Below are 13032 nucleotides of genomic sequence, written 5' to 3'. Positions count from 1 at the left end.
CCTCCACCGGCAGACGCCCCGCCCCACCGGCTCACCCGGTCAGGGCCCGCACCCCCGCCGTCACCACCACGGCCGCCCCGACCACGACCAGGAACGGCGCCCGCAGCAGCAGCGCCACGGCGGCGGCCGCGAGCCCGGCCGCCCGCGCGTCCAGCACCAGCGTGTGCCCGTCGGCGAACGTCTGCTGGGCGGTGAGCGCGGCCAGCAGGGCGACGGGCAGCAACGCGGCGAGCCGCCTCACCAGCGGTCGCTCCAGGGCACCCGCCGGAACGAGCAGCCCGGCCAGCTTGACGGCGTAGCAGCCGACAGCGGTCACCGCCACCGCGATCCAGATGTTCAACGATCTCCCTCTCGAACGTCGTCACGGGCGCCGCTCCCGCGGCGGCCTCGCAGGTACAGCACGGCCGGCGCGGCGAGCGCGGCCGCCAGGACCGGCACCCCGGCCGGCAGCACGGGCAGGAGTCCGAGCCCGAGCAGGATGGCCAGCGCGGCGACGGCCCGCTCGGTCGCGGTCTTCAGCATCGGCGCCAGCAGCGCCAGGAACACGGCCGGCCCGGCCGCGTCCAGGCCCCACGCGTCGGTGTCGCCGAGGGCCTTGGCACCCAGCGCGCCCAGCAGCGTGGTGAGGTTCCACAGCACGTACAGGGTGACCCCGGTGACGGTGAAGCCGATCCGCGCGCCGCGCCGCGTGGGCTGGGCCAGCGTCACCGCGGTGGTCTCGTCGATGACCCACTGGGCCGCGAGCGGCCGCACCGCGCGCGGGAGGGCCAGCAGCTGCGACAGGCGCAGCCCGTAGAAGGCGTTGCGCACGCCGAGGAAGAAGGCGCCCGCGGCCGCCGTGAACGGGTTGCCTCCGGCTGCCAGCGCCCCCACCAGCGCGAACTGGGAGGCCCCGGTGAACACCAGCAGGCTGAGCGCGCACGTCTGCCAGACCGTGAGCCCGCTGCCCGCCGAGGTCACCCCGAAGGCGAACCCGGACAGTCCTACGGCGACCCCGACCCCCAGGGCGTCCCGTACGACGGCGGCGTCGGGCTTTCCTCCGTCGTCGGCGCGCATGTCTGCGAGAGCTGTCTGTTCTGCCACAGCGCCGAGGGTAGGAAGAGCCGGGGCCTGTCGTCTTGTACGTTCTTGCGCTCGCGCTGGTAGGCCCCCGGGGGCACGCCCACGATCCGGGAGAAGTGCCGGCTCAGGTGCGACTGGTCGGTGAAGCCGACGGCGACCGCGGCCTGGGAGGGGGCGGCGCCCGCGTCCAGCAGCCGCCTGGCCCGGCGCACCCGGGCGTCGGTCAGCCAGGTGTGCGGCGGCATTCCGTAGGCGCTGCGGAACGCCCGCAGCAGCGCGAACGGACTGCTGCCCAGGTCGGCCGCCAGTCCTGCCAGGCTCGGCGGCTCGGCCATCCGCTCCTCCAGGACGGCACGCGCGCGTGCCGCGATGCGGGCCCCCGCCGTCCGTGTCTCCCGCTGCGGCAGCGCCCCGCCGTTGAGCCGCAGCAACCGCGTCACGGCGACCCGCAGCAGGGTGTCGGCGGCCAGCGCGTTCCCCTCGTCCGCGGCCCGCAGCACCTGGTGGACCAGCCCGACGGCGTACGGATCGTCGAGCACGGGGCGGACGAAGCCCGGCGTCCCGCGAATGCCCGTGGTCTCCGCGGCGATCTCGGCGACCAGCTCCGGTCGCGGATACACCGCGCCGTACCGCCATCCCTCGGGCACCGCCGCCCGCCCGGTGTGCGGTGTGTCGGGATTGACCAGCGCCAGCGCCCCCGGCCCCGCGTACTGGTCGGACCCTCCGTGGTGGAAGACCTCGACGCCCTCGACGACGGCGGCGATCACGAAGTGCTCGTGGGTGTGCCGCACGAACTCCTTGCGGACGTAGCGGGCCCGCAGCAGATCGACACCGGGCAGTTCCTCGTACTGCCAGTGCCGCGCCCGTTCCTCACCCGCTGCCGCCATGCCCCCGATTCTCCGTCGTCGGCGCCGCCGCGCGAGGGTGGGGCCGCCCCGGGTGTCCGGGCACGCCCAGGTCAGCGGGCGTTGTCAGTGGCCGGGTGCACGATGGACTCATGGTCAGCGACGCACACCGGGCCCTTGAGGGCTTCTCCCCCGCGACCCGTGGCTGGTTCACGGGGGCCTTCTCCGCGCCCACCGCCGCCCAGGCGGGGGCGTGGCAGGCCATCGGCGAGGGTTCGGACGTGCTGGTGGTCGCCCCGACCGGCTCCGGCAAGACCCTCGCCGCCTTCCTCGCCGCGCTCGACCAGCTCGCCTCCACCCCGCCCCCGGCCGATCCGAGGAAGCGCTGCCGGGTGCTGTACGTCTCCCCGCTCAAGGCCCTCGCCGTGGACGTGGAGCGCAATCTGCGCAGCCCGCTGACCGGCATCCGCCAGGAGTCCGTCCGCCGTGGCCTTCCCGAGCCGGAGGTGAAGGTCGGCATCCGCTCCGGCGACACCCCGGCGGCCGAGCGCCGCGCCCTGTCCACCCGCCCGCCGGACATCCTGATCACCACGCCCGAGTCGCTGTTCCTGATGCTGACCTCGGCCACCCGGGACGCGCTGACCGGCGTGGAGACGGTCATCCTGGACGAGGTGCACGCGGTGGCCGGCACCAAGCGCGGCGCGCACCTCGCACTGTCCCTGGAGCGCCTGGACGAGCTGCTGCCCAGGCCCGCCCGCCGCATCGGCCTGTCCGCGACGGTCCGCCCGGTCGACGAGATCGCCCGCTATCTGTCGCCCCGCCGCAAGGTGGAGATCGTCCAGCCGGAGTCCGGCAAGGAGTTCGACCTGTCGGTGGTCGTGCCCGTCGAGGACCTGGGCGAACTGGGCGGTTCACCCGTCGCCGACGGCGGTGAGGGGGCGGAGCGGCCGTCGATCTGGCCGCATGTCGAGGAGCGGATCACCGACCTGGTCCAGGCCCACCGCTCGACGATCGTGTTCGCCAACTCCCGGCGGCTGGCCGAGCGGCTGTGCAACCGGCTCAACGAGATCGCCTACGAGCGGGCCACCGGCGAGCCCCTCGACGAACACCACTCGCCCGCCGAGCTGATGGGCGGCTCCGGCGCGGCGCAGGGCGCGCCGCCGGTCATCGCCCGCGCGCACCACGGCTCGGTGTCCAAGGAGCAGCGCGCCCTGGTCGAGGAGGACCTGAAGGCGGGCCGGCTCCCCGCGGTGGTCGCCACCTCCAGCCTGGAGCTGGGCATCGACATGGGCGCCGTGGACCTCGTCGTCCAGGTGGAGTCCCCGCCGTCGGTGGCCTCGGGACTGCAGCGGGTCGGCCGCGCGGGACACCAGGTCGGCGCGGTCTCCACCGGCGTGGTCTTCCCGAAGTACCGCGGCGACCTGGTCCAGGCCGCGGTGGTCACCGAGCGGATGCGCTCCGGGTCCATCGAGTCCCTCAAGGTGCCCGCCAACCCGCTGGACGTCCTCGCGCAGCAGCTCGTGGCGATGACGGCGATGGACACCTGGCAGCTCGACGACCTGCTCGCCCTGGTCCGCCGGGCGGCGCCGTTCGCCTCCCTGCCGGAGTCGGCGTTCACCGCCGTCCTGGACATGCTCGCCGGCCGCTACCCGTCCGACGCGTTCGCGGAGCTGCGCCCGCGCGTGGTGTGGGACCGCGTCGCGGGCACGATCACCGGCCGCCCCGGCGCGCAGCGCCTCGCCGTCACCTCCGGGGGCACGATCCCCGACCGCGGGCTGTTCGGGGTGTTCCTGGCCGGCTCGGACCCCAAGAAGGGCGGTGGCCGGGTCGGCGAGCTGGACGAGGAGATGGTCTACGAGTCCCGGGTCGGCGACGTCTTCACCCTCGGCACGAGCTCCTGGCGCATCGAGGACATCACGCGCGACCGGGTCCTGGTCTCGCCCGCGCCGGGCGTGCCGGGCCGGCTGCCGTTCTGGAAGGGCGACCAGCTGGGCCGCCCGCTGGAGCTGGGCCGCGCGGTGGGCGCGTTCCTGCGCGAGGTGGGTTCCCTGCCCCAGGAGGACGCCCGGCTGCGTCTGCTGGCAGCCGGCCTCGACGCGTGGGCCGCGGACAACGTCCTGTCGTACCTGGAGGAGCAGCGCGCGGCCTGCGGGCACGTCCCCGACGACCGGACGATCGTCGTGGAGCGCTTCCGCGACGAGCTGGGCGACTGGCGCGTCGTGGTGCACTCCCCCTTCGGCGCCCAGGTGCACGCCCCCTGGGCGCTGGCGCTCGGTGCCCGCCTGTCCGAGCGGTACGGCATGGACGCGCAGGTGATGCACGCCGACGACGGCATCGTGCTGCGCCTGCCCGACGCCGATCTGATGGGCCTGGACCTGCTCGACCAGGAGCCGACGAGGGCCGGCCTGGAGTACGACGCGGAGCAGGCGCCCGTCGGGGCCGCGGACGTCACCTTCGACAAGGGTGAGGTCGACCAGATGGTCACCGACCAGGTCGGTGGCTCGGCCCTGTTCGCCTCCCGCTTCCGCGAGTGCGCCGCCCGCGCGCTGCTGCTGCCGCGCCGCAACCCGGGCAAGCGCACCCCGCTGTGGCAGCAGCGCCAGCGCGCCGCCCAACTGCTCCAGGTGGCGAGCGAGTTCGGCTCGTTCCCGATCGTCCTCGAGGCGGTCCGCGAATGCCTCCAGGACGTCTTCGACGTGCCGGGCCTGGTCGAGCTGATGGGCGACGTCGAGTCGCGCAGGGTGCGCCTGGTCGAGGTGACCACCCCCGAGCCGTCCCCCTTCGCCCGTTCGCTGCTGTTCGGGTACGTCGCCCAGTTCCTGTACGAGGGGGACTCGCCGCTCGCCGAGCGGCGCGCCGCCGCGCTGTCGCTGGACTCGCGGCTGCTGTCCGAGCTGCTGGGCCAGGCGGAGCTGCGCGAGCTGCTCGACGCCGAGGTGCTGGGGGAGCTGGAGCTCGAGCTGCAGTGGCTGACCGAGGACCGCCGGGTGAAGGACGTCGAAGGTGTCGCCGACGTCCTGCGGCTGCTCGGTCCGCTCTCGGAGGCCGAGCTGGCCGAGCGGGGCGCGGAGCCGGGCTGGGCTCAGGAGCTGGCCGGAGCCCGCCGGGCCATCCGGGTTCGGATCGCGGGAGCCGACCACTGGGCCGCGATCGAGGACGCGGGCCGGCTGCGCGACGCGCTCGGCACCGCGCTGCCGGTGGGCGTCCCGGAGGCGTTCACCGAGCCGGTGAAGGACCCCCTGGGCGACCTCCTGGCGCGCTATGCCCGCACCCACGGCCCGTTCACGTCGGCGGCGGCCGCGGCCCGCTTCGGCCTGGGTGTGGCGGTCACCGAGGGCGCGCTCCAGCGGCTCGCCGCGGGCGGCCGCGTCGTACAGGGCGAGTTCCACCCGGCGGGCATCGGCCAGGAGTGGTGCGACGCGACCGTGCTGCGTCGGCTGCGCCGGCGTTCGCTGGCCGCGCTGCGGCACGAGCTGGAGCCGGTGCCGCCGGCCGCGCTCGCGCAGTTCCTGCCCCAGTGGCAGCACGTCGGCAAGGGGCACGGCCTGCGGGGCGTCGACGGGCTGGTGCGCGCCGTCGAGCAGGTGCAGGGCGCGTCCGTGCCCGCCTCCGCGCTGGAGAAGCTGGTCCTGCCGTCCCGCGTGGCGGACTTCACCCCGTCGATGCTGGACGAGCTCACCGCGGCCGGCGAGGTGGTGTGGGCGGGCGCGGGCGCGCTGCCCGGGAAGGACGGCTGGGTCTCCCTGTACCTGGCGGACACGGCCCCGCTGCTCCTGCCGCCCCCGCACCCACTGGAGTTGACCGCGCTCCACCAGTCGGTCCTGGACGCCCTGTCCGGCGGATACGGCCTGTTCTTCCGTCAGATCGCCGACCAGGTCCGCGCGACCACCCACCCCGGGGCCACCGATCCCCAACTGGCCGATGCGCTGTGGGACCTGGCGTGGTCCGGACGGCTCACCAACGACACGCTCGCCCCGATGCGCTCCCTGCTGGGCTCGGGCCGCACCGCGGGTTCCACCGCGCACCGGGCCAAGCGCGCGGTCCCGCGCGGACGTTACGGATCGCTGACGGCCGCCGCCCGCACGGCGTCCCGCAGCGGCCCGCCGACCGTCGCCGGCCGCTGGTCGCTGCTGCCGGTCCGCGACCCGGACCCCACCGTGCGCGCGCACGCCCTGGCCCGTACGCTCCTGGACCGGCACGGCGTGGTCACGCGCGGCGCGGTGGCGGCGGAGGGCGTGGAGGGCGGCTTCTCGGCGGTGTACCGGGTCCTGTCCGCCTTCGAGGACACCGGCCAGGCCCGGCGGGGCTATGTGGTGGAGGGACTGGGTGCCGCGCAGTTCGCGATGGACGGCGCGGTGGACCGGCTGCGCGCGGTGGCGAACGCCCGTGAACGGGGCGAGGGCCTGCCCGGCGGGGTCTCCGCAGGCGGCGGTCCCGACGGCTTCGGCTCCCCCGACGGCTCCCGGGTCCCCGGTGGTGTCGACTCCGGCTTCCCCGCCGCCGAACTCGGCGGCGACTTCGGCGGTGACTTCGGCGCCGACGCCGACTGGCCGGCCTCCGGCGGTCCCACCGACTGGCTGGACTCCGGCCGCCCGGCCCCCGGTGACTACGTCTCTCCCCGGGACCTCGCCTCACCGGGCCACGGCGGCCCGAGGGGCGGCGGGCAGGCCTTCCCGTACGGCAACGGCTTCGGTGGCCGCCGTGGCCGTACCGCCTCCGTCGGGACCAGAGGGGTCGTCCTCGCCGCCGCCGACCCCGCGAACGCCTACGGCGCCGCCCTGCCCTGGCCCGAGCCGCCGACCGGCGCGGGGCACAAGCCGGGCCGCAAGGCCGGCTCCCTGGTGGTGCTCGTCGACGGCGAACTGGCGCTGTACATGGAGCGCGGCGGCAAGACGCTGCTGGCCTGGCCGGCCGACGCGGACGGCACGGCCGGTGAGGACCCGCGCCTGCGGGAGGCCGCCGAGGCGCTCGCGGCGGCCGCCCGCGCGGGCTCGCTGGGCACGGTCACGGTGGAGCGGGTCAACGGCGCTTCGGCCCTGACCTCCCCCATCGGCGCCCTCCTGGAGCGCGCGGGCTTCATAGCGACCCCGCGCGGCCTGCGCCTGCGCGCGTGATCCGGGCAGCGGCCGCCACGCGCACGCGCCCCCCTAGGTCGTCACCCCCCGGTACATGGTCACCCCCCACCGGTACGTGGTCGCCCAGCGCTGCATGGTCACCCACCCGCGCGTGTCACCCTTGACCCATGCCCGAAGGCGACACGGTCTGGCAGACCGCGAAGCGGCTGCGCGACGCCCTCGCGGGCGAGGTGCTGGCTCGCAGCGACTTCCGGGTGCCGAAGTACGCCACGGTCGACCTCACCGGCAGGACGGTCCTGGACACCGTCTCCCGCGGCAAGCACCTGCTCACCCGGTTCGAGGGCGGTCTGACGCTGCACTCGCACCTGCTGATGGAAGGCGCCTGGAAGGTGTACGCCACCGGCGAGCGCTGGAAGGGCGGCCCCGGCCACCAGATCCGAGCCGTCCTCGCCACCGCCGACCGCGCGGCCGTCGGCTACCGCCTCCAGGTCCTGGAGCTGCTGCGCACCTCGGAGGAGGACCGCACCGTCGCCCACCTCGGCCCGGACCTCCTCGGCCCCGACTGGGACCCCGACCTGGCGCTGGCCAACCTCCTGGCCGACCCGGGGCGCCCACTCGGCGAGGCCCTGCTCGACCAGCGCAATCTCGCCGGCATCGGCAACGTCTACAAGAGCGAGCTGTGCTTCCTGCTCGGCGTGACCCCGTGGATGCCGGTCGGCGCCCTGCCCGGCGACCGCGCCGCGATGCTGCCCGCCCTGGCCAGGAAGCTTCTGGAGGCCAACCGCGACCGCGTGGTCCGCCGGACCACCGGCCTGCGAGGCCATGACCTGTTCGTGTACGGCCGGGCACCCCGCCCCTGTCTGCGCTGCGGCACCTCCGTCCGGGTCGCCGACCAGGGCGACGGCTCCCAGGAGCGGCCCACGTACTGGTGTCCGAGCTGCCAGGCGGGCCCCGCGCCACCGCCGGGCACCGCGCAGAAGTGGCGGAACCGCTACCACCGCACCACTGGTTGACCGGCCCGTCCTTCACGACGGGCCCGGTTCCTCCTCCGAACGGTGGGGCGGCGATGCCGTCGCGGTGCCGAACGGCCACGTCCCGTCGGCGGAGGGCGGCCCCCCGAAGGCGCCGTACGGCCACCCCCCGGAGGCGGGAAACGGCGCTCCACCGCCGTCCGCGAGCGCCGGCGCCTCATGCCCCGCGTCCGCCCCCGTGCCCGGTCCCTCGACCGGCGGCCCCTCGACCGACTCCTCGTCCGCCTCGTCTTGCGAACCGTCCCACTCTTCCTGCGACCCCGTACGGCCCTGCGTGTGCTTCTTGAGCCTCTCCCTGCGCTTCTCCCCGGGCCTCTCCTTGGGCACGCAGTGCACGGGCAGCAGGCTCAGCCCCCATCCCCCGGCCGTGACGGCCCCCTCCAGCACCCCCGCCTGGCCCGACAGCAGCCGCAGCACCGCCCACCACCACATCGCGCCGAACCCCAGAGCGGCCCCCCAGCGCACTATCGGCCCCGCCATCGCACCCACCGTCACCTCCAGCCGACGGCGGACCGCCGCACTGGCCTCCACGATGGCGGCCCCACCCGGCACCGGCAAACGGGCGCGGCGCGACCCGCCGTAAACCCCCGTACAAGGTGAAAGCCCCGGCCGTGCCCCTCCAGGTCTCCCCGGAGAAGCCCCGGCCGGGGCCTCACTCACGTGTGCGTCGGTTCACGCGCGCGTGCGACAGGTCACGCGGCGACCACGTCCACCGCCTCGGCGGCGGGCGCCTTGATGGTCACCCGTTCCGGTTGCACACCGGTCACCGACACGGAACCCAGCATCGGGCGAACCGGCGTGGGCACGGGCTCGGTGGCCGCAGCAGACTGGGCCAGCTCGGCGAGGGCGAGCTCGTCGCTCACTTCCCGCATGAGCTCGGACATCCGTACGTCCAGCGCGTCGCAGATGGCGGCGAGCAGCTCGGAGGAAGCCTCCTTCTGCCCCCGCTCCACCTCGGATAGATAGCCGAGCGAGACTCGGGCGGACGAGGAGACTTCGCGCAGAGTACGGCCCTGGCGCTGGCGCTGCCGACGCAGCACGTCACCCAGCAGGCGACGGAGCAGAATCATCGGTGGCTCCCTCCTCGGACCGCGTAGCCGCATCCTTCACGCCCCACCGTACCGCCTTGCGCCGCGGCCGTGCGGGGAGCGATGTCGTGTTCACTCAGGGCTGCATACATCAAAACCCCCCGTTCCGTTCCGTATCCTGTGCCCGCTCGTTTCCGGTCTGTTCGCCCGCGATCTGCTCCAACAGCAGTGCGAGCACGCTCCGTACACTCTCCATACGAATGTCCGCCCGGCCGCCGTTCAACCGCAGCGCGGCCGTTTTCCCGCCGCCTCCGGCGCCGGTTCGGGTCACGCGCGGCCCGTCCACGGCGACGAAGACCGTCCCGACGGGCTGCCCGTCCTGGGGGTCGGGGCCGGCGACCCCGGTGGTCGCGATACCCCAGTCGGCTTCCAGGGCTTTCCGCACCCCTGCCGCCATCTGGGCCGCGACCTGCGGATCCACCGCTCCCCGCTCGGCCAGCAGGGTGGCGTCGACCCCCAGCAGTCGGTGCTTGAGTTCGGTGGCGTAGGCGGTGACGGAGCCCCGGAACACCTTCGACGCCCCCGGCACCGCGGTGATCTCCGCCGCGACCAGGCCACCGGTCAGCGACTCGGCCACGGCGACCGTCTCGCCCCTCACCGTGAGGAGCTCCACTACGTCGACGGCCGGCGAACTCACGCTTGCGTCTCCTCCAACGCGGCACGCCGCTCGGCGATTCCCCGCCTGCGCAGCACAATGGCCTGTCTCACGTAGTCCAGCCCCGTCACCACGGTCAGCACGACCGCCGCGGCCATCACCCAGAACCTCAGCGTGGCCAGCCAGCCGGTCAGCGCCAGCACGTACATCCCGACGGCCACGCCCTGCGTGAGCGTCTTCAGCTTGCCGCCGCGGCTCGCGGGGATGACGCCGTAGCGGATGACCAGGAAACGCAGGAGTGTGATCCCCAGTTCCCGACCGAGGATCACGCCGGTCACCCACCAGGGCAGGTCGCCGAGCCCCGAGAGGCAGATCAGCGCCGCCCCCATGATCGCCTTGTCCGCGATGGGATCGGCGATCTTCCCGAAGTCGGTGACGAGGTTGTACGTCCGCGCCAGATGGCCGTCGAACAGGTCGGTGATCATGGCGACGGCGAAGGCCGCCCAGGCCAGTGACCGCCACGCCGGGTCGTACCCGCCCTCGGCCAGCATCAGAGCCACGAAGCAGGGCACAAGCAGCAGCCGGAGCATGGTCAGCAGATTGGCGACGTTCCACACACTGGCCTGGTTCACGGCGGCGGCCGCGATCTTCCCGCCCCGCGGTCCCTTGCCGGTGCCGGCCGCTCCCGACGCGTCCGCCGCACCGGAACCGGCGGACGGGGCGGAGCCGGCAGGTCGGGAGGCACGGGAAGCGCCCGAAGCCCCGTCGGCGCCGGCGCGGCGCGAGGCCGCTCCCACGCCCCTCCCCTGCGCGCCCGAGGAGCCGCCCGCCGCGGACGCCGGGACTCCCGTCATCTGCCCGCCTCCTCGCTCCACGCGAACGCCTCCGCCAGCGGCTCGGCCACCAGGTCGACGCCCTCCGTACCGACTACCTTCGCCTCGACCATACGACCGACGTCCAGGCCCTCGCCGCCCACGAGCAGCACCTGGCCGTCCGTCTCCGGCGCCTGGTGCGCCGCCCGGCCGCGGACGCCCTCCTCGGCGTCCACGGACTCGACCAGCACGTGCACCGTCTGCCCGACGCGCTCCTCGGCCCGCTGGGAGACGAGTTCCTCGGCCAGCCGGGAGACACGCGCCAGCCGCTCGGCGACGACGTCCTCGTCGAGCTTGCCGTCGTACGTCGCCGCCTCCGTGCCCTCCTCGTCGGAGTAGCCGAAGACGCCGATGGCGTCCAGCCGCGCACTGTTCAGGAACCGCTCGAGCTCGGCCAGGTCGGCCTCGCTCTCGCCGGGGAAGCCGACGATGAAGTTGGACCGCACGCCGGCCTCGGGGGCCTTGGTGCGGATGGTGTCGAGCAGCTCCAGGAAGCGGTCGGTGTCGCCGAAGCGGCGCATGGCACGCAGCACGCCGGGCGCGGAGTGCTGGAACGACAGGTCGAAGTAGGGGGCGACCTTCGGGGTGGAGGTCAGGACGTCGATCAGTCCGGGACGCATCTCGGCCGGCTGGAGGTAGCTCACCCGCACCCGCTCGATGCCCTCGACCTCGGCGAGCTCGGGCAGCAGGGACTCCAGGAGGCGGATGTCGCCGAGGTCCTTGCCGTAGGAGGTGTTGTTCTCGGAGACCAGCATGATCTCCTTGGCGCCCTGCTCGGCCAGCCAGCGCGTCTCGTTCAGCACATCGCTCGGGCGGCGGGAGATGAACGAGCCGCGGAAGGAGGGGATGGCGCAGAAGGAGCAGCGCCGGTCGCAGCCGGAGGCGAGCTTGACGGAGGCGACCGGGGCGCCGTCCAGGCGGCGGCGCAGCGGCGCGCGCGGGCCGGAGGCCGGGGCGACACCTTCGGGGAGATCGGCGGGACCGTGCCCCGGAATGGCGACCTCCGTCCCGGCGTCCTGCCGCTCGGCCGGGCTGATCGGCAGGAGCTTGCGGCGGTCGCGCGGGGTGTGCGAGGCGTGGACGCCGCCGCTCAGGATCGTCTGGAGGCGGTCGGAGATGTCCGCGTAGTCGTCGAAGCCGAGCACGCCGTCGGCCTCCGGGAGGGCCTCGGCGAGTTCCTTGCCGTACCGCTCGGCCATGCAGCCGACCGCGACCACCGCCTGCGTTCTGCCGTGGTCCTTGAGGTCGTTGGCCTCGAGGAGGGCGTCGACGGAGTCCTTCTTGGCGGCCTCCACGAAGCCACAGGTGTTGACCACGGCGACGTCCGCTTCCGCGGCGTCCTCCACGAGCTGCCAGCCGTCCGCCTCCAAACGGCCTGCGAGCTCCTCCGAGTCCACCTCGTTACGGGCGCAGCCGAGAGTGACTAGTGCGACGGTACGGCGTTCAGGCATGGGCTCAAGACTACTTTGTCTCTCTGACCACCCACGTCGACGGGGTTGGCCGATCTCGGCCAACCCCGCTCTCGCCATCCTGTTCGACCCGTGGTGTACGGGCCGGTCGGCCACTACCCGACCTGCGGGTCGCCCTTGGTGTAGGTGAGACGCTCCACGGCACCCGGCCGGAACTGGTCCTCGATCTTCTTGCCGTTGACGTACAGCTGGATCGCGCCGGCGTCGCCGAGGATCAGGTTGACCTTGGAGCTGTCCTGGAAGGTCTTGGACTCGCCCTTCTCCAGGAGCCCGTCGAAGAGCATCCGGCCGTTGTGGTCCTTGGCCGAGATCCAGCTGCGCCCGTTGGCGGCGCTGACCTGGACGGTCACCTTGTCCTGCGGCGCGGCCGCGATGGCGCTGTCGGACGGCGCCGGTGCCGCGTCGGCGGGCTTGCTGCTCTTCGGCGTGGGCGAGGCCGACGTGCCGGCGGTGGGCGTGGAGCCCTCGCCGACGTGCGCCTTGGCGCCCGCGTCGTCGCCGCCGCCCTTGAAGGCCGTGAAGCCGACGAAGCCGATCACCACGACGATCGCCGCGACCATGGCCGCGGTCCAGTTGGGTCCGCGCCGCTCCGGGCGAATACGTTCCGCCTCGAAGAGGGGGGCGGCCGGGGTCGGGGCGGGGCGGCCGCCGTGCTCGGCGTCGAAGCGCGCGAGCAGCGGGACCGGGTCGAGGTGCACGGCCTTCGCCAGGTTCCGGATGTGGCCGCGGGCGTAGACGTCGCCGCCGCAGGGCGCGAAGTCGTCGGCCTCGATGGCGTGCACGATGGCGACGCGGACCCGGGTGGCGCTGGTGACGTCGTCGACGGTCAGCCCGGCGGCGAGCCGTGCCTCCCTCAGGGCGCGGCCGACGGAGGGGCGGGCTTCCTCGGAAACGTCTTCGAAGGGACGCTCGTCTTCAGGGGAGTTGCCGATGGACACGGGGGCGCCTTTCGAGCGTGTAGCCGCCTGTGCTGGGGGTTCAGTCTAGGGATGTGC

At 74.1% G+C, this 13032-nt stretch carries 11 protein-coding genes; 2 read left to right on the top strand and 9 right to left on the bottom strand.

Features of this window, described 5'->3' with window-relative positions:
- Positions 1 to 31: 31 nt before the first annotated feature.
- The 3 genes from ACIHCX_RS04905 to ACIHCX_RS04895 are packed head-to-tail and all read right to left on the bottom strand — an operon-like array spanning position 32 to position 1949.
- The gene (locus ACIHCX_RS04905) at positions 32 to 340 is read right to left on the bottom strand and encodes an AzlD domain-containing protein (protein WP_384083394.1); all 309 of its coding nucleotides are present in this window, start codon (positions 338 to 340) and stop codon (positions 32 to 34) included.
- Positions 337 to 1083 carry an AzlC family ABC transporter permease gene (locus ACIHCX_RS04900; protein WP_400026650.1) on the bottom strand — a complete coding sequence of 249 codons (747 nt, stop codon included), beginning with the start codon at positions 1081 to 1083 and terminating at the stop codon, positions 337 to 339. The genes ACIHCX_RS04905 and ACIHCX_RS04900 overlap by 4 nt, the downstream gene beginning before the upstream one ends.
- Entirely contained in the window at positions 984 to 1949 is a 966-nt protein-coding gene (locus tag ACIHCX_RS04895; RefSeq protein WP_400026649.1) for an AraC family transcriptional regulator, read from the bottom strand. Before ACIHCX_RS04895 ends, ACIHCX_RS04900 begins: the two co-directional genes overlap by 100 nt.
- A gap of 110 nt (positions 1950 to 2059) precedes the next feature.
- Here ACIHCX_RS04895 and ACIHCX_RS04890 point away from each other — a divergent pair, with 110 nt between their 5' ends.
- Entirely contained in the window at positions 2060 to 7021 is a 4962-nt protein-coding gene (locus tag ACIHCX_RS04890) for an ATP-dependent helicase (protein ID WP_400026647.1), read from the top strand.
- A 128-nt stretch (positions 7022 to 7149) separates the two neighbouring features.
- Positions 7150 to 7995, top strand: a complete 846-nt coding sequence (locus ACIHCX_RS04885; protein ID WP_400026645.1) for an Fpg/Nei family DNA glycosylase — start codon at positions 7150 to 7152, stop codon at positions 7993 to 7995.
- A 12-nt stretch (positions 7996 to 8007) separates the two neighbouring features.
- Here the strand turns inward: ACIHCX_RS04885 and ACIHCX_RS04880 are convergent, their stop codons facing one another.
- The 6 genes from ACIHCX_RS04880 to ACIHCX_RS04855 all read right to left on the bottom strand — a co-directional run bounded on the left by ACIHCX_RS04880 (position 8008) and on the right by ACIHCX_RS04855 (position 12975).
- Positions 8008 to 8493 carry a hypothetical protein gene (locus tag ACIHCX_RS04880; RefSeq protein WP_400026644.1) on the bottom strand — a complete coding sequence of 162 codons (486 nt, stop codon included), beginning with the start codon at positions 8491 to 8493 and terminating at the stop codon, positions 8008 to 8010.
- A gap of 212 nt (positions 8494 to 8705) precedes the next feature.
- On the bottom strand, positions 8706 to 9083 hold the full coding sequence (locus ACIHCX_RS04875; RefSeq protein WP_400026642.1) for a helix-turn-helix domain-containing protein: 378 nt from the start codon (positions 9081 to 9083) through the stop codon (positions 8706 to 8708).
- A gap of 109 nt (positions 9084 to 9192) precedes the next feature.
- Positions 9193 to 9738, bottom strand: coding sequence for a CinA family protein (locus ACIHCX_RS04870; RefSeq protein WP_400026640.1), 546 nt, complete (start codon positions 9736 to 9738; stop codon positions 9193 to 9195).
- The gene (pgsA, locus tag ACIHCX_RS04865) at positions 9735 to 10550 is read right to left on the bottom strand and encodes a CDP-diacylglycerol--glycerol-3-phosphate 3-phosphatidyltransferase (protein WP_400026638.1); all 816 of its coding nucleotides are present in this window, start codon (positions 10548 to 10550) and stop codon (positions 9735 to 9737) included. The genes ACIHCX_RS04870 and pgsA overlap by 4 nt, the downstream gene beginning before the upstream one ends.
- On the bottom strand, positions 10547 to 12019 hold the full coding sequence (gene rimO, locus ACIHCX_RS04860) for a 30S ribosomal protein S12 methylthiotransferase RimO (protein ID WP_400026636.1): 1473 nt from the start codon (positions 12017 to 12019) through the stop codon (positions 10547 to 10549). Before rimO ends, pgsA begins: the two co-directional genes overlap by 4 nt.
- Positions 12020 to 12132: 113 nt before the next feature.
- Positions 12133 to 12975: a helix-turn-helix domain-containing protein gene (locus tag ACIHCX_RS04855; protein WP_400026634.1), complete on the bottom strand. Its 843-nt coding sequence runs from the start codon at positions 12973 to 12975 to the stop codon at positions 12133 to 12135.
- Positions 12976 to 13032: the final 57 nt, after the last annotated feature.

It is taken from the genome of Streptomyces sp. NPDC052043 (genome assembly GCF_044548235.1).
Taxonomy (GTDB): Bacteria; Actinomycetota; Actinomycetes; order Streptomycetales; family Streptomycetaceae; genus Streptomyces.
Note: the sequence above shows the minus strand (reverse complement) of the source record. Positions and strands in the feature narration are given on the sequence as shown.